We start from the raw sequence: 16,328 nt of genomic DNA on the forward strand, positions 1-16,328 counted from the left end.
GGTCGCCCAAAACTGTGCAGCGGTTTTGGGAGTACGACATGCACAAAAGGAAACATTGAAAGACCTCGCATCGATCTGGTCGATGTGACGTCTTTCAAACCTCATTTCACGAGCCTGCCGATCGCTTCGATCTCGTTCGTCCATATGCCCGCCGCATAGTCCTCAGGCAGCTGCGCCAGTTGCGCGGGGTCGTCGATGCCGGTGGAAAAATCGCTGCCGCGATAGGGGCCGAGCACGAAAACCTCGGTCCCGGCATCCGCCATCCGGTCGAGAAAACGATCCGGCCAGCCCCATAGCCACGGCGCGATATTGATCGGCACCAGCATCATCGCCTGTTTGCATTCGTCCGGCAGCAGGCCGGTCCAACCATAGCCGATATAGCCGAACAGGCAGCCCTTCAGGCTCTTGCGCGAGGCGGTCTTGATATCGGGTGCCATCAGGCGGAGCACGTCGATCGGCTCGTCGCCGCCATAAACGATGATCTCGGCCCGTCGCTCAGTGGAGAGCCCATTGAGCACGGCGGCGAGCTTTTCACCCTCGGAAGGATCGCGGCTCTTGATGTTGATGAGGAAGCGCCGATCCGGAAAGGTGGACAGCACCTCGGCAAGCGTCGGCATCATGCCGATGCCCCGGCCGCGAAAGGGAAAGGTCTTGCCGCCATCGGCGGTATAGCCATAGCCGATGTCGAGCTTCCTCATGTCAGCCATCGAATGCTCGCGCGTGACGCCATGCCCGTCGGTGCGGCAGTCGAGCGTCCAGTCGTGAAAGACGGCGAATTGCCCATCGGTCGTCGGATGCACGTCGATCTCGACCATATCGGCGCCGGCGGCAAAGCCAGCCTGCATCGATCTGATGGTGTTTTCGAGATAATCGTGTTTCGGCGGCAGCATCCGGCTCGCCGTGCAGGTGTCGTTCTTCAGATCGGTTTCGTCGAACCGCTGGGCGATGCCCCGATGGGCGAGCAACACCGGTTTTCCGGATCGATGCTGCGCTAGCATACTGGTATTGTTGAGGTAAATGCCAGCCGCGGCAATGGCGATCACCGCCGCACAATAGAAAAGCTTCCTGCCCAATGCTGATCCCCCTGGTTGCATCGCAAGGGCTAGAGAGCGATTCCGGTTGTTCTTGGGCTGTTTTCCGGCTTTTCTATGCTGCGGCAACAATGAGTCTGATCGCTATGGAATTTGACGACGACGAGCTCATCCATTTCGAAGCGCATGGCGCCGCCCCGTTGCCGCCGGCAGCAGTCGACGGTCATGTCGCCCATGACGGCGCCCGTATCTGGTATGCGAGCTACGGCGTCGGCCCAGCCGTCATTCTCCTCCATGGCGGCCTCGGCCACAGCGGCAACTGGGGCTATCAGATCCCGGCACTCTTGCGCCGCGGCCGCCGCGTCGTGCTGATCGACAGCCGCGGCCATGGAAGAAGCACCCGCGATTCCCGTCCCTATAGCTATGAGCTGATGGCTTCAGATGTGCTCGCCGTCATGGACCAACTGCATCTCGACAAGGCGGCCGTCATCGGCTGGAGTGACGGCGCCTGCATCGCTTTGATCCTTGCCATGACGGCGCCGTCCCGGGTCGAGGGTGTCTTTTTCTTCGCCTGCAACATGGATCCGAGCGGCACGTTGGAATTCGTTCCGACCCCGGTCATCGACCGATGCTTCAGCCGGCACGCCAAGGATTACGCTGCATTGTCCACCACGCCGGATGATTTTAATCCATTCGTCGAGGCGGTCAGCCTGATGATGCAGACAGAGCCGAATTATCAGGCCGCCGACTTGGGCCTGATCCACGTGCCGGTCGCGATCGTCATCGCCGAGCACGACGAATTCATCAAGCCAGACCATGCCGAATATCTTGCCCGCAGCATTCCGAACGCTGAGATGATCTATCTCAACGGTGTCAGCCATTTCGCGCCGCTGCAGCGGCCGTCGCAATTTAGTGCCGCTGTCGAATCCTTCCTCGATGGAATAGGGTCGTGACGATCGCCGGCGTTGAGCCACGGCGCATTCGCCAGTCCCTTCTTCCCGCCCTCTGGCCTCGCGCCCATTTCCCGCTATCTCTCGTTTCATGAGACCTGATGCGCTGCTTTATCCTGCCCCGGAGGGGCTCTATTGCCCGGAAGGCGGCTTTTATGTCGATCCGGTGCGGCCCGTCGAGCAGGCGCTCGTCACCCATGGCCATTCGGATCATGCCCGGCCGGGCCATGTAAACGTGCTTGCCACCCGCCAGACGCTGGACATCATGCGCCTGCGTTACGGCGACGGTTTCTGCGCCAGCGAGCAGGCGGCAGCCTTCGGTGAGGAACTGCTGGTCAACGGCGTCAAGGTGAGCTTTCACCCGGCCGGCCATGTGCTCGGCTCTGCCCAGATTGCCATCGAGAAGAACGGCACCCGCATCGTCGTCTCCGGCGACTACAAACGTCGCCCCGATCCGACCTGCGCCGCCTATGTGCCGGTTGCCTGCGATGTTTTCATCACCGAGGCGACCTTCGGCCTGCCGGTCTTCCATCACCCCGATCCGATGGACGAGATCGGCAAGCTCTTGGCATCGCTGCGGCAATTTCCCGAGCGCACGCATCTCGTCGGCGCCTATGCGCTCGGCAAGGCCCAGCGCGTCATCCGGCTGCTACGCGATGCCGGCTATGCCGAACCGATCTATATCCACGGCGCCATGGAAAAACTCTGCGACTATTATATCGAGCAGGGCATCGATCTCGGCGAGCTGCTGCCGGCGACGATCGAAAGCCGCGACAAGTCCGCCTTCAAAGGGGCCGTCGTCATCGGCCCGTCATCGGCCTTCGCCGATCGCTGGGCCCGGCGCTTCAGCGAGCCGCTGCCGGCCTTCGCCTCCGGCTGGATGATGGTGCGCCAGCGCGCCAAACAGCACGGCGTCGAACTGCCCCTCGTCATCTCCGATCATTGCGACTGGCCGGAACTGACCGAAACGATCCGGGAATTGCACCCGGCCGAGGTCTGGGTGACGCATGGCCGCGAGGAGGCCTTGGTGCGCTGGTGCCAATTGCAGGGCATCAAGGCAAAACCGCTGCATCTGGTGGGTTACGAGGACGAGGGGGATTGAGGAGATGAGCAGCATCCTGCGTCCAAACCCCTCCCCAACCCCTCCCCACAAGGGGGAGGGGCTTAACCCGCGGCCCTCGCTGCATTCCTCTTTCAGCGCAGAGTATGCGGCCGGCTTGTTGGTTTGCGAGGCGGTGCCACGGCTTAGTCCCTCCCCCTTGTGGGGAGGGGTTGGGGAGGGGTCTTTTCCATATGCCGTTGGGGAGGGGTCTTCCTCAAGAGTCGGGAGGCACCCATGAAAGCCTTCGCCGATCTCCTCGACCGCCTGGTGCTCACCCCCAGCCGCAACGGCAAGCTGAAGCTGCTGACCGACTATTTCCGCGACACGCCGGATCCGGACCGCGGCTACGGCCTTGCCGCCATCGCCGGCACGCTGGAGGTGCGCAACGTCAAGCCCGCAATGCTGCGCGAGCTGGTGCTGGAGCGCATGGACGAGGTGCTGTTTCGCTATTCCTACGACTATGTCGGCGATCTTGCCGAAACCATCTCGCTCGTCTGGGACAATGAGAGGGATATCGACCGCTCGGCCCTTGCCCAGCCGCGTCTCGGCGAGGTCGTCACCAGCATGAATGCGCTCGGCCGAACTGAAGTACGCAGCTATGTCCGCGATCTTCTCGACCGGCTGGATTCGTCCGGCCGTTTCGCCTTCATCAAGCTTGCCACCGGCGCCATGCGCATCGGCGTTTCCGCCCGCCTTGCCAAGCAGGCGCTCGCCGATCTCGGCGACAAGGACGTCACCGAGATCGAAACCCTCTGGCATGGCCTGCAGCCGCCCTATGAGACGCTGTTCGAATGGCTGGCGAGTGGCGGCGAAAAGCCGGTGTTGGCCACACCGGCGATCTTCCATTCCGTCATGCTCGCCAATGCGGTGGAGGAGGGCGATCTGACCAGTCTCGATCCGGTGAATTATGCCGCCGAATGGAAGTGGGACGGCATCCGCGTCCAGCTCTCCCGCTCCGGCGACAGGCGCAAGATCTATTCCCGCTCCGGCGACGACATATCAGGCGCCTTTCCCGATATTCTCGACGCGATCAATTTTTCTGGCGTCGTCGACGGCGAGCTGCTGGTCGGCGGCACCGCCCGCTCCAACAGCCCGACCCGCACCTTCTCCGACCTGCAGCAGCGCCTGAACCGCAAGACGGTGACGGCGAAGATGCTTGGCGATTACCCCGCCTTCATCCGCACCTATGACCTGCTCTTCGATGGCGACGACGACGTCCGCGGCCGCACCTATGTCGATCGCCGCGACCGGCTGACCGAGATCATCGACCGCGCCCCGCACGACCGTTTCGACCTCTCGCCGCTCGTGCCGTTCTCGTCGTGGGAAGAGCTCGATACTCTGCGCGCCGCGCCGCCCGATCCGGTCATCGAAGGCGTGATGATCAAGCGCCGCGACAGCGTCTACCAGGCCGGCCGCATGAAGGGGCCTTGGTTCAAGTGGAAGCGCAACCCCTATAATGTCGATGCGGTGCTGATGTATGCCCAGCGCGGCCACGGCAAGCGCTCCAGCTATTATTCCGATTTCACCTTCGGCGTCTGGGCCGATGACGAGGACGGCGAACAGCTGGTGCCCGTCGGCAAGGCCTATTTCGGCTTCACCGATGCCGAGCTCGAGGTGCTCGACAAATTCGTGCGCAACAATACCACCGAGCGTTTCGGCCCGGTGCGCGCCGTGCGCGCCGACAAGGATTTCGGCTTCGTCGTCGAAGTGGCCTTCGAAGGCATCAACCGCTCGACCCGGCACAAATCGGGGGTCGCCATGCGTTTCCCCCGCATCGCCCGCCTTCGCCCCGACAAACCCTCCTACGAGGCCGACCGGCTGCGCACGCTGATCGCCATGATCGAGGCCAAGCCGGCGTGAAGTTGCATACCCTGCGCAACAATGACGCAGGGCAATATTTTCAACAGCATGTGTATTGGCGGCAACGATCTTCCGGTGCAGATTTTCCCGAGCATGGTGTCGAAAAGTGTAAGCGGTTTTCGGACGACATCATGCTCTGTTTAATTTGGACTGGCCGGGGAAATGATGGATGCTGCGTTATGAGCTCGCGTGAACGAAATTCCCTTTTCCTCCAGCGCCGTGCCGTGCTGGCGGGTCTCGCCGGTGCACTTATCCTGCCGCGCATGGCGGCGGCGTTCGATGTCCCGGACGAGCCACGCCTTGCCAAGCACGACTACGCCAAGGTCCGCCACCATTTCCGCACCAAGCTGCTGCAGAAGGGGCCGGCGCCCGACAAATACGAACCGCTGAATGCGCCTGCCGATGCCGACAAGATCTTCTACCGCTCCGGTTACGGCGAGCTGGAGCTGGCGGCCTGGGTCTCGAAATACAAGCGCGAGCGCGCCGCGAGGCCGGCCGTGCTCTTCCTGCACGGCGGCAATGCCATGGGCATCGGCCACTGGCAGCTGATGAAGCCCTATATGGATGCCGGTTATGTCGTGATGATGCCGTCGTTGCGTGGCGAAAACGGCCAGATGGGCAATTTCTCCGGCTTCTACGACGAGGTCGACGACGTTCTCGCCGCCACCGAGCGCCTGGCGCATCTGCCGGGTGTCGATCCCGAGCGCCTCTTCATCGCCGGCCATAGCATCGGCGGCACGCTGACCATGCTGACGGCGATGACCACCCACAAATTCCGCGCCGCCGCGCCGATTTCAGGCAACCCCGATGCCTTCCGCTTCTTCAACCGCTATCCGCAGGATATCCGTTTCGACGACAGCAACGCGCACGAATTCGAGGTGCGTTCGGCGCTGTGTTACGCCCACAGCTTCAAATGCCCGGTCCGCGTGGTCCACGGCACCGAGGAGCCGCATTTCAACGACCGCGCCGATCTGCTGGCCCGCCGCGCCCGCGGCGCCGGCGTTCATATCGAAACGGAAACCGTCGCTGGCAATCACACCTCGGCGCTGCCGGCCGAGATCGAACAGAGCATCCGCTTCTTTCACGGAGTGGCGGCTTGATTTTTCGCCGATATCAGCAACAGCGATGAAGTGTGACGGCTGAGATCCCGCCGCCCACGGTGGCGGGCTCATCGTTTCCTGATCTTGCTTTTCCCACCCTAACGCCAGCCTCGCGCCAGCCGCGGATGCCATCGTTCCGGCAGATATCGCTGTCTCGCCGATCGTTGATAAGGGTGGTTCCATGAATTTTCTGCGCCGGGTCTTCCCGCTTGCCGGGCTCGTGATTGCGGTTGCGTCGCTGAGCGGCTGCAACATTCTCATTCCCGATGTCGCCGCCGATTCGCCCGCCCGCTTCGTTCAGGAAACCTCGCCTGTCTTCTATCAGCCGCCCGGCGTCGATCCGCGCCGGGTGCGGCCGATCCCCGATCAGCCGGTGCCGCAGACGCGTGAGCTCTACAAGACCCAGTTCCACCAGACCTATGGCCTGCCGGTTACCAATCCCGTGCATATGGCGATGTATGGCCAGGTGCGTGACGAGGATTTCACCCTGCCGGCGATCCCGGTCAGCCGCGTACAGCCGCAGTTCCTGCGCCAGGAGGTCGATTATCAGACGACCGAGCGTCCCGGCACCGTGGTCATCGATACCAAGGCGCATTTCCTCTATTTCGTCGAGGGCAACGGCAAGGCGATGCGTTACGGCGTCGGCCTTGGCCGCGACGGTTACGCCTGGTCCGGCCGGGGCGTCATCCAGTGGAAGCAGAAATGGCCGCGCTGGACGCCGTCGGTCGAAATGGTCTCGCGCCAGCCTGAAGTCCGCCCGTTCGGAGCGGAGAATGGAGGCATGAATCCAGGGCTGATGAACCCGCTCGGCGCCCGCGCCATGTATATCTTCAAGGACGGGCAGGATACGCTCTATCGCATCCACGGCACACCCGACTGGCAGTCGGTCGGCAAGGCCACCTCGTCGGGCTGCGTGCGCATGCTGAACCAGGACGTCATCGATCTTTACGACCGCGTTTCTGCCAAGGCCGAGATCGTTGTGATGTAGCGCTGCAACAGCGCTTCCCATATCGTCCGCTCCGAGCTGGACACGTCTGCGTGAAGCTATGGTTTATTTGGCGCAAGCCGATAGATCTCTTGATGTTGTTATCGGCATTGGACGAATCACCGGTTTATCCGGCGTCCCGTCCGGCTTCCCGCATCAGAGGAAATCAGTCCCGCGTCATGAGCTTCGATAGACATCTTTCCCGCCGCAGCTTTCTTTCCTTTTCGGCGTTGACCGCAGCCTCCGCGCTCGCCGGCTGCGCCTCCTCAGCCAACACCGTGACATCAGGCGATACGACGATCACCTACCGTTCGCCAATGCGCCTGTTCCAGTCCCCGGGTGCGTCGAGCGTGCCGAGTGGGGCCGAGCTTGCCGTCATGTATGGCCCGATCGAAGACGGGGGCTTTCTCATTCCAGCCGTTCCCTACGAGCAGATCGATCCGCGCTATTATCGCCAGCGCGTCGTCGATCCCACCGGCCAGCCCCCCGGCACCATCGTTGTCGATACGCCGTCGCGCTTCCTCTATCTCGTCCAGGGCGATGGCATGGCGATGCGTTACGGCGTCGGCATCGGCCGCGAGGGTTTCGCCTGGCAGGGGTCGGGCGTCATCCAGTGGCGTCAGAGATGGCCGCGCTGGAAGCCGCCGAACGAGATGGTCGCCCGCCAGCCCGAACTCGTCAAATATTCGATCGAGAACGGCGGCATGGAGCCGGGTCTGAAGAACCCGCTCGGCGCCCGCGCGCTCTATATCTTCTCGAATGGAGAGGACACGCTCTACCGCCTGCACGGAAATCCCGATTGGCGCTCGATCGGCAAGGCCGTCTCGTCAGGCTGCGTGCGGCTGATGAACCAGGATATCATCGATCTCTACGACCGCGTTCCCACAAAGGCGCCCATCGTCGTCTGGCAGTAATCGTCATCGAGGCGGCCGCAATCCGGCCGCCTCGGATCGATCGCTTTTCCCAGGCAAGCTGGCGCTTTGCCTCGGGCAAGCGGTTGCTTTGCCCCGGGCGAGCGAGTGCTTTGCCCCGGGGGAAAAGGGTGCTTTGCCCCTGGGGCAAGAGCTTCATTTTGCGCCCGCGAGAGAATTATTTTCCGAAATACCATTGCTTAATTCGGTAAATATCCTACATGGTGCGTATCGAATTGCTTGCGACCTTTGTCCACGCGCTTGAGCGCTCCGTCAGATATCCTCTCAACATCGATACGGCTTGTCGGATATCTTTCCGCAGGCGAACACAAACGGTTGAAAAGGAGATCGTTATGAATTCAGGCGTCGTAAAGTGGTTCAATGGCACCAAGGGTTTTGGCTTCATTCAGCCTGATGATGGTTCTACGGACGTTTTTGTCCATATCTCAGCGGTTGAACGCGCCGGAATGCGCGAACTCGTTGAAGGTCAGAAGATCCGCTACGATCTCGTCCGCGACAAGAAGTCCGGCAAGAATTCGGCCGACAACCTTCAGGCCGCATGATTTGTCATTCGCCTCTGCTGACCATGAATATGGCAGCGGGCTGGCCATGTGCTGGCAGCAAGCTGACCACGGATGTACTGGCAGCGAGCTACCGATACCGGCGGCGGGCTGAGTGACTGGAAGAGGTCGGGTACCAGCCCGGCCTTTTTGCTTTGATCGCAGGCTTTTCCGGAATGCCCCGGTCGGTCCTGAATGACCCCCGGTCGTTCTGATTGACCGATTGAGCAGCCGTAGAGTCGAAGGGACGCTGAAATGGGCAGACCAAACTATAAAGTCGGCGACATGATCGTGCTGAAATCCGGCCTCACCCGCACGGCGAAAGCCGACAAGCGGTGCCGGATCTCCAGCATCCTGCCCAACGACCACGGGCATGTGCAATATCGCGTTCAGTTCGACGCGGAGAATTTCGAGCGCCGCATCACTGAGGCCGACATCGATACCGGTGAATCGCCGTCGAGGGCTTCCCCCGAGGCGGTGGCCAAGTCCGACGGCGCCGAGCCCTGGCTGAAGTCTTCGAGCATCAAAATCGGGAAGTAGTTCCGGGTTTTTTATTTTGGCCCGGGTTTTTAATTTTGGACAGTGCGGCTTCGCCGCCGCAACAGGAAGGATATCGTTTTGCAGGTACTCGTCAGAGATAACAATGTCGATCAGGCGCTCCGCGTGCTCAAGAAAAAGATGCAGCGGGAAGGTCTGTTCCGGGAAATGAAGGCTCGCAGCGCCTTTGAAAAGCCGTCCGAGAAGCGCGCCCGCGAAAAGGCCGAGGCCATTCGCCGCCAGCGCAAGCTCGCTCGCAAGAAGCTGCAGCGCGAAGGTCTGCTGCCGGCACCGAAGAAGGTTCTCCGTCCCACCCGCTAATCCCGGGCGTGGCATCACGGCCTACCGTGGAATCACGGTTCAGCCGTGAATCATGGTTTCTGCCGTGGAGCCATGACTTACAGCGCCGCGCGCCTATTCCAGACGCGCAAGGGGCTGTAACACTTGTATTTCAGCATAATTCCTTGAACCGATTTCGATTTGAGGAACTATGCGGTAACGCCGCCATCACCTGGGAAAGGGGCACATGACCGCCACCAAGGGAGAATTCTTCAATCCCGCCAAGCTTTCGTCTCGCGACAAGGCGGAAGCGACCGATCACACGGCGCGCGCCATTATCGCCGCCGAGGCAACGGCCCGTGACAAGAAGACGGAGAAGCTGAAGGCGCTGCGTTTGCAGCAGGAGGCCGAGGCCGAACCTAAGGCGGCGCCTGCAAAGAAGCGCCGGTCGCCGGCTAAGCCGCGGTCCTGATCTCTCGGCGCGTACGCCGGCTCTACCGGGTGCCGGCTCTACCGGGTGCCGGCTCTACCGGGTGAGTGCGTTCAGCCGCCCGCGCCGGCCCGCCCGAGATTGCCCCGCAGCCGATGCAGCATGTCGCGCATCTCGGCCATTTCCTCAAGCGTGCAGCCTGCGGCTTGCCCGATCGCCGTCATGATCGTATCGATCTCCCCCTTCATTGCCTGACCTTGCGGGGTCAGCGACACGATCACCTGCCGTTCGTCGCGCAGGTCGCGGATGCGCTTGAGCAGCCCGCTCTGTTCGAGCCGTTTCAACAGCGGCGATAGCGTGCCGGAATCGAGATCCAGCTGCTCGCCGATCGTCTTGACCGGCAGTTCGCCGCGTTCCCACAGCACCAGCATCACCAGATATTGCGGATAGGTCAGGCCGACCCTGTCGAGGATCGGCTTGTAGGCGCGGGTGAAAGCATGCGCCGTCGCGTAGACCGCGAAGCACAACTGCTTTTCCAGCCGCTTCTCCTCTTGCGGTATCTCCATCGTCTTCGTCGTTTGCGCTTTCATATCTATTATCCCTGAAGCCCGATTGTCCTCTTTTCGAATCCGAAATGCAATTTGCAAAATTCACTTGCGTACAATTTAATTGTGCGATAATAAAAATCCAACCCGATCGAAGGGCCAACCAAAGGAGATCGTCATGCCTATTCTCTATACGACCAAAGCCTCTGCCACCGGCGGCCGCGCGGGCCGCGCCGTTTCCGAAAACGGCGTTCTGGACGTGACGCTGACCGTTCCCAAGGAACTCGGCGGCGACGGCGCGACCGGCACCAATCCCGAACAGCTTTTCGCTGCCGGCTACTCCGCCTGCTTCCTCGGTGCATTGAAATTTGTCGCGGGCCAGCAGAAGGTCAAGATTCCCGAGGACACGACGGTCTCCGCCAAGGTCGGCATCGGCCCGCGTGAAGATGGCGGCGGCTTCGGCATCGAAGTGGCGCTGACGGTCAACATCCCGGGTCTCGACCGCGAAACCGCTGAAAAGCTCGCAGCCGCAGCCCACATCGTCTGCCCCTACAGCCACGCGATGCGCACCTCGACCGAGGTCCCGGTCACCGTCGCCTGATCGGCTTAAAACTTGGTAGCCGTATCGGCTGCCGTCATCTGCCGGCCGGGCGGCGTTCAGCCCGGCCGGCCTCGGCGTTTCTATCGTCATTCATGACAGCGCCTGCAGATCCTGTCGCAGCCGGGCGGAGCCGCCTTCCGGCAGCTTTCCGTCGATCATCGCATGTGTGCTTTTCCAGATCGGCAGCGCTTTTGCCAGCACCGCCTTGCCCTCAGGGGTGAGGCTCAGCAGCCGGCCGCGCCTGTCTCTGGGGTTCTCCATCACCGTTACCCAGCCCTTGCGCTGAAGCGGCTTCAACGCCGCCGTCAGCGTCGTCTGGTCCATGGCGAGCAGGGCTGCGACCGGCCCCATCGGCGGCGGCTCCGGCCGGTTCAGCGACATCATCAGCGAAAACTGCCCGTTGGTCAGGCCGGCCGGCCTCAGCGCGTCGTCGAACAGCCGGGCAAGCGCGCGTGCTGCCCGCTGCACATGCAGGCAGAGGCAGGTGTCGCGCACCATCAGCGTCGTGGAAAAGGGAATCTCGATCGAATTTGACATGCTTCATTTCTATTGATATCAATGTATTTAGTCAAGGAGAAGGAGATGAGCCGGCTTCACCGGCAAGCGCCGGAGGAGGGCGCATTCCATGCAGAATGAAGTTGTGTCCCGCGAAGAGTGGCTCGAAGCCCGCCGTGTCCTGCTGGCAAAGGAGAAGGAGGCGACGCGGCTGCGCGACAGCGTCAACGCCGCCCGTCTGGCGCTGCCCTGGGTGAAGGTCGACAAGGATTATGCTTTCGAAACGCCGGAGGGCAGGAAGTCGCTCGCCGATCTCTTCGATGGCCGCAGCCAGTTGCTGATCTACCATTTCATGCTTGGCCCGGATTGGGATGCCGGCTGCACCGGCTGCTCCTTCCTGTCCGATCATGTCGATGGCGCCTTGCCGCATCTGAACCATCACGACGTCACCTGGGTCGCCGTTTCACGCGCGCCGCTCGACAAGATCGCCGCCTACAAACAGCGCATGGGTTGGCAATTTCCCTGGGTCTCTTCCTTCGGCAGCGATTTCAATTTCGATTATCTCGTTTCTTTCAGCCCCGAGGATCTTGCCAAAGACAAGGTCTTTTACAATTTCACACCGATGCAGCCGGCTGATGCCAATGACGAACTGCCGGGCCTCAGCGCTTTCTACCGCAACGACAAGGGCGAGGTCTTCCATACCTATTCGAGTTATGCCCGCGGGCCGGAAGAACTGATCGGCACCCTGATGATCCTCGACCGCGCGCCGAAGGGCCGCAACGAGGACAGCACGATGAATTTCGTGCGCCGCCACGACGAATATGAGGAGGCCGCCAAGGCGCCATCCTGCTGTCACTGAGCCGGAGCATGATGCCGAAAAGTGTAAGCGGTTTTGCGTCCGGAATGCGGAAAACAAACACCACCATCACTCAAGGGAGAAGAGGATGATGAAGACCGCTGAAGTGCTGAAGGAACATTCCTTCCTGGAAAGACTGGTCGGCGACTGGACCGTCACCGCACCCGACATGAGTGGCGGCGAGCCCTGGACGGAGACCGTCCGCTCGCTGCACGGCATCTGGTTCGTCGCCGAAGGGACCGGCCGTATGCCTGATGGTAAGGAGGCGACCAGCATCCTGACGCTCGGTTACAACGACGCAAAAGGCAAGTATGTCGGCAGCTGGATCGGCAGCATGATGGACTATATGTGGGTCTATGAGGGTGCGGTCGACGCGTCAGGCAATGTGCTGGACCTCTATACCACAGGCCCCGACTTCAATGGCGAGGGGCTTGCCGACTACCGCGAGCAGATCATCTTCGTCGACGCCGATCACCGCACCTTCGTCTCCAGCGCCAAGCAGCCGGACGGCTCCTGGAAGCAGTTCATGGAAGCACATTACGCCCGCAAGATCTGACAATCACGGCGTTCAACCTCGAGAAAGGGGCCTCGCAAAGAGGCCTCCGAAGAGGGGCGTCGAAAAAGGGAGAGTATGATGTCTGAGACGCATGGAAAGTTCATCTGGTGCGAGTTGATGACCCCCGACACATCGGCTGCCGCGAAATTCTATAGCTCGGTCGTCGGCTGGACCACCTCCGAGATGAAAATGGAGGGCATGCCCACCTACACGATCTTCGAGGCGAACGGCATCGGCGTCGCCGGCCTGATGGAATTTCCGGCCGAACTCGAAGGCAAGGGCATTCCGCCGAACTGGACGGGTTATGTCGACGTCGACGATGTCGACCAGACTGCCAAGGATTTTGCCGCCAATGGCGGTTCGGTCCGCCGTCCGCCGGAAGACATCCCGACCATCGGCCGCTTCGCCGTCGTTGCCGATCCGCATGGCGCGGTGCTCTGCATCATGACGCCGGCGCCGATGGAGAAGCCCATGCCGGAACTGGCCTTCGACGCCCCCGGCAATATCGGCTGGCGCGAACTCTATGCCGGCAACGGCAAAGACGCTGTTTCCTTCTATTCCAAGCTGTTCGGCTGGACGAAGGACAGCGAAATGGACATGGGTCCGATGGGCGTCTACTACCTCTTCGCCCATAACGGTCGGCAGATCGGCGGCATGATGACCAAGCCGGAAAACATGCCGATGACCTTCTGGTGCTATTATTTCATCGTGCCGACCCTCGACGCCGCGATCGAACGCGTCACCTCAGGCGGCGGCAAGGTCGTCAACGGCCCGATGGAAGTCCCCGGCGGCAGCTGGATCATCCAGGCCACCGACCCACAAGGCGCCTTCTTCTGCCTGGTCGCCCCGAAGCGGTAGGTTTTTAGGCGTGGCAGCGTGCGGCAGGACCCTCATACGGCTGCCGCCGCCTTTCCGTCAGAACTTGTAGCTGGTCCCGAAGAGGACCTTGTCCTGCGTGGCGCCGACATCGCCGATGGTCGAGCCGAAGTCCTTGTTGCCGAAATCGGAATGGCGATACTCGCCGCGCACCAGGATATTGTCGGTGACCGCATGTTCGATGCCGCCGCCGGCCGTCCAGCCGATCAGGATGCCGTCCTTCTTTCCGGCAGCGGGAATGTCGACCTTACCGCCGCCGGCTGCCACGCCTGCCGTTGCGAAGAACAGGGTTCGATCCCAAGCGTAACCGACCCGAGCTCTGCCGGAAGCGTCCCATTTGAGGTTCGCATTGTCATTTTTCTCGAAGTTGTAGTTAAAGTCGTTCTCGATGCCGAAGACGATATTTCCGGATTGGAAATTATAGCCGGCATGCAGGCCGGATGTGCCGCTGTCGATATCCTGGTCCGAGCCGAGGATCTTTGCCTGGCTCCAGGAATATCCGCCCTGGGCGCCGAGATAGAAGCCCGACCAGTCATAGGCCGAAGATACTTGCTCGGCGGACGGCGCCGACGGCGTTTCATAGGTAAGATCGGCGGCAACGGCAGGAACGGCAACCGAAAGCGTCAGGGCGGCGCAGGCGACTAATCTGATATGCATGGAGATGCCTCGTGTTCATGGGAAGAAAAGTCGAGAGGCGATCGCGACACCGCCCGGCTCTCAAGAAACCATGCCCCGCGCCGATGTTGCGGAGTGTCCTTTAACATTGAGATTTGTTGCGAACCCTCGCAAAGGACGGGGCGGCGCGGCACGCCCCGTCGCCCATTACACGCGTGATCCCACCGAAGCAAAGAACCCCTCCGGGCTCTCCACCTCCACCAGCCGCTTCCTCTCGATCAGCCAGAACCGGTTTCCCACCGCCCGCACGAAACTGCGGTCATGCGAGACCAGCAGGCAGCTCGCTTCGTGCGCCATCAGCTCGCTCTCCAGCGCCTCCTGTCCGTCGATGTCGAGGTGGTTGGTCGGTTCGTCGAGCAAGTAAAAGTTCGGCTCCGTCAGCCGCAGCACCAGCATGCCGAGCCTGGCCTTCTGGCCGCCGGAGAGCTGGCCAATCGGTTTTGCCTGCATGTCGATCGTCATGCCGGCGCCTGCCAGCAAGCCCCGCGCCCGCTGATCGCCGACATCGAAGCGGCGGATGATCGTGCCGATCGGCGTGTCGGTGTCGGCAAGATCGGCAAGCGCCTGGTCGCCATAGCCTAGCACCAGCGAAGGCGTCGCCTTGATGCTGTCCCGCGCCGTCTCCGGCTTTTCGATCGCCTGCTTCAGCATCGACACCAGCCGCGACTTGCCGGCGCCGTTGAGGCCGAGCAGCACGATGCGGTCGCCCTGGCAGATGAATTGCCGGCCGGTCTTGAACAGCAGCGTTCCATCCGGCGTCGTCACCGCCGCATCCTCCAGCGTCACCAGCACCTTGGCATGCGTGCCGCGATTGGCAAGCCGGATGGCGCCGGCCGAGCGCTCCAGATGCGCCGGTTTTGCTGCGTCCTCAAGCTTCTCCGCACGCTGCTTGAGCTGCTTTGTCTTGACGACGAGCAGATCGCTGCCGGAGTTGATGCCGATATTGTTGAGCTTCGCCGCCTGCTTGCGCAATTGCTCCGCCACCTTCATGTCGCGCTCGTAGCGCCGGGCTTCGGAAGCGTCGGCCTCGTCCAGGGCGGAGCGTGCCCGGGTATAGGGCAGGGCGAAGGCCGGCGATTGCTCCGGCCGCAGGAACAGCGTCCGGTTGGTCGTCGCATCGAGGAAGGCGCGGTCGTGGCTGGACAGGATAATCGGCACGTCGCGCGGCAGCGCATTCAGCCAGCCCTCCAGCTGCGCAATCTTTTCGAGGTCGAGATGGTTGGTCGGTTCGTCGAGCAGAAGCACGTCGGGCTCGCTCACCCAGGTGCGGGCAAGCATGGCAAGCCGCTGCCATCCGCCGCTCAACTGCTTCAGCGGCCGGCCACGCATGGCCTCCGGCACGTCGAGCGATTCCAGCACCACGTCGACCCGCCAGCTCTCGCTTTCGGCCTGATCGGCCGGCAACGCCTGCAGCACCGCGTCGTAGAACGGCGTGTCGAAAAGGGCAGGGGGCACATTTTGCGCGACATGGCCGACGGTCAGCCCGCGCGCTTTGGTGATCTCGCCCTCGCTCGGCTCCAGCGCGCCGGTGATGCAGGCAAGCAGCGTCGATTTCCCCCGCCCGTTGGCGGCGACGAGACCGATGCGGTCGCCGGCATTGACGACGAGATTGAGCTTGGAAAACAAGGGATTGCCCAGCGTCACGCCGAGATTGCGGATATTGATGAGTGTCATGATCGTTCTCTGGTCTTGACCGGGTATTCGAGTGCGATCCGGGGCGTTCAGCCATCACGGGATTGCGCGGTTCGGACCCGGGAAATGAGAGGAATGCGCGCTGTCAGCTACGGCGCCGCATTGGCCACGAAGGGCAGACCAGGAAGAGATGTCGAGAAACGGTCTCTGGTCAGCCCTGCAAACGCATTTGCAGGGCGTTGACGGGACCACGCTGGCGATTAAACCGAAAATAATATTGCATTGCGTGATCCTCCTTTCTCGAAAGCTTGCGGGATTCCAATAACATTGCCCGCAAAAAGAGGCAA

General features: G+C 61.7%; 19 protein-coding genes. 14 read left to right on the forward strand and 5 right to left on the reverse strand.

Features of this window, described 5'->3' with window-relative positions:
* Nucleotides 1–101: 101 nt before the first annotated feature.
* Nucleotides 102–1,073: a glycerophosphodiester phosphodiesterase family protein gene (locus HX898_RS21830; protein ID WP_180195716.1), complete on the reverse strand. Its 972-nt coding sequence runs from the start codon at nt 1,071–1,073 to the stop codon at nt 102–104.
* A 104-nt stretch (nt 1,074–1,177) separates the two neighbouring features.
* Here HX898_RS21830 and HX898_RS21835 point away from each other — a divergent pair, with 104 nt between their 5' ends.
* The 10 genes from HX898_RS21835 to HX898_RS21880 all read left to right on the forward strand — a co-directional run bounded on the left by HX898_RS21835 (nt 1,178) and on the right by HX898_RS21880 (nt 9,787).
* A complete protein-coding gene (locus tag HX898_RS21835) occupies nt 1,178–1,984 on the forward strand; it encodes an alpha/beta hydrolase (RefSeq protein ID WP_180195806.1) in 807 nt (268 codons plus the stop codon).
* Between the two features lie 88 nt (nt 1,985–2,072).
* On the forward strand, nt 2,073–3,083 hold the full coding sequence (locus HX898_RS21840; RefSeq protein ID WP_138328598.1) for a ligase-associated DNA damage response exonuclease: 1,011 nt from the start codon (nt 2,073–2,075) through the stop codon (nt 3,081–3,083).
* Nucleotides 3,084–3,317: 234 nt separating this feature from the next.
* Nucleotides 3,318–4,943 (forward strand): cisplatin damage response ATP-dependent DNA ligase, encoded by a 1,626-nt coding sequence (locus HX898_RS21845; RefSeq protein WP_180195717.1) that lies wholly within the window; start codon nt 3,318–3,320, stop codon nt 4,941–4,943.
* A 179-nt stretch (nt 4,944–5,122) separates the two neighbouring features.
* The gene (locus tag HX898_RS21850) at nt 5,123–6,043 is read left to right on the forward strand and encodes an alpha/beta fold hydrolase (RefSeq protein ID WP_138328596.1); all 921 of its coding nucleotides are present in this window, start codon (nt 5,123–5,125) and stop codon (nt 6,041–6,043) included.
* 181 nt (nt 6,044–6,224) lie between these two features.
* Nucleotides 6,225–7,031, forward strand: a complete 807-nt coding sequence (locus HX898_RS21855; protein WP_180195718.1) for a L,D-transpeptidase — start codon at nt 6,225–6,227, stop codon at nt 7,029–7,031.
* A 176-nt stretch (nt 7,032–7,207) separates the two neighbouring features.
* Nucleotides 7,208–7,942, forward strand: coding sequence for a L,D-transpeptidase (locus HX898_RS21860; protein WP_003557650.1), 735 nt, complete (start codon nt 7,208–7,210; stop codon nt 7,940–7,942).
* 350 nt (nt 7,943–8,292) lie between these two features.
* Nucleotides 8,293–8,502 (forward strand): cold-shock protein, encoded by a 210-nt coding sequence (locus tag HX898_RS21865; protein ID WP_003546468.1) that lies wholly within the window; start codon nt 8,293–8,295, stop codon nt 8,500–8,502.
* A gap of 252 nt (nt 8,503–8,754) precedes the next feature.
* Nucleotides 8,755–9,039 (forward strand): cold-shock protein, encoded by a 285-nt coding sequence (locus tag HX898_RS21870; protein WP_180195719.1) that lies wholly within the window; start codon nt 8,755–8,757, stop codon nt 9,037–9,039.
* Between the two features lie 78 nt (nt 9,040–9,117).
* Nucleotides 9,118–9,357 (forward strand): 30S ribosomal protein S21, encoded by a 240-nt coding sequence (gene rpsU, locus HX898_RS21875; RefSeq protein WP_003546477.1) that lies wholly within the window; start codon nt 9,118–9,120, stop codon nt 9,355–9,357.
* Nucleotides 9,358–9,562: 205 nt separating this feature from the next.
* Entirely contained in the window at nt 9,563–9,787 is a 225-nt protein-coding gene (locus HX898_RS21880) for a hypothetical protein (protein ID WP_138328594.1), read from the forward strand.
* Between the two features lie 71 nt (nt 9,788–9,858).
* Here HX898_RS21880 and HX898_RS21885 read toward each other — a convergent pair whose 3' ends face one another.
* Nucleotides 9,859–10,344 (reverse strand): MarR family transcriptional regulator, encoded by a 486-nt coding sequence (locus HX898_RS21885; protein ID WP_138328979.1) that lies wholly within the window; start codon nt 10,342–10,344, stop codon nt 9,859–9,861.
* A gap of 124 nt (nt 10,345–10,468) precedes the next feature.
* On the opposite strand from HX898_RS21885, the gene HX898_RS21890 reads away from it, so the two are divergent.
* Nucleotides 10,469–10,891 carry an organic hydroperoxide resistance protein gene (locus HX898_RS21890; protein WP_003546481.1) on the forward strand — a complete coding sequence of 141 codons (423 nt, stop codon included), beginning with the start codon at nt 10,469–10,471 and terminating at the stop codon, nt 10,889–10,891.
* A gap of 90 nt (nt 10,892–10,981) precedes the next feature.
* Here the strand turns inward: HX898_RS21890 and HX898_RS21895 are convergent, their stop codons facing one another.
* Nucleotides 10,982–11,428: a MarR family winged helix-turn-helix transcriptional regulator gene (locus HX898_RS21895; protein WP_062940776.1), complete on the reverse strand. Its 447-nt coding sequence runs from the start codon at nt 11,426–11,428 to the stop codon at nt 10,982–10,984.
* A gap of 88 nt (nt 11,429–11,516) precedes the next feature.
* Between HX898_RS21895 and HX898_RS21900 the strand changes: the two genes are divergently transcribed.
* The 3 genes from HX898_RS21900 (at nt 11,517) to HX898_RS21910 (ending at nt 13,656) form a co-directional block, all read left to right on the forward strand.
* Nucleotides 11,517–12,245 (forward strand): thioredoxin family protein, encoded by a 729-nt coding sequence (locus tag HX898_RS21900; RefSeq protein WP_180195720.1) that lies wholly within the window; start codon nt 11,517–11,519, stop codon nt 12,243–12,245.
* Between the two features lie 85 nt (nt 12,246–12,330).
* Nucleotides 12,331–12,798, forward strand: a complete 468-nt coding sequence (locus HX898_RS21905; RefSeq protein WP_138328592.1) for a DUF1579 domain-containing protein — start codon at nt 12,331–12,333, stop codon at nt 12,796–12,798.
* A gap of 78 nt (nt 12,799–12,876) precedes the next feature.
* Nucleotides 12,877–13,656, forward strand: a complete 780-nt coding sequence (locus tag HX898_RS21910) for a VOC family protein (protein ID WP_171599310.1) — start codon at nt 12,877–12,879, stop codon at nt 13,654–13,656.
* 57 nt (nt 13,657–13,713) lie between these two features.
* Here the strand turns inward: HX898_RS21910 and HX898_RS21915 are convergent, their stop codons facing one another.
* Together HX898_RS21915 and HX898_RS21920 are read right to left on the reverse strand one after the other, a co-directional pair.
* Nucleotides 13,714–14,331 carry an outer membrane protein gene (locus HX898_RS21915; RefSeq protein ID WP_180195721.1) on the reverse strand — a complete coding sequence of 206 codons (618 nt, stop codon included), beginning with the start codon at nt 14,329–14,331 and terminating at the stop codon, nt 13,714–13,716.
* Between the two features lie 165 nt (nt 14,332–14,496).
* Nucleotides 14,497–16,023, reverse strand: a complete 1,527-nt coding sequence (locus HX898_RS21920; RefSeq protein WP_180195722.1) for an ABC-F family ATP-binding cassette domain-containing protein — start codon at nt 16,021–16,023, stop codon at nt 14,497–14,499.
* Nucleotides 16,024–16,328: the final 305 nt, after the last annotated feature.

The sequence above is a fragment of the Rhizobium sp. WYCCWR 11128 genome (assembly GCF_013416305.1).
Lineage (GTDB): Bacteria > Pseudomonadota > Alphaproteobacteria > Rhizobiales > Rhizobiaceae > Rhizobium > Rhizobium indicum.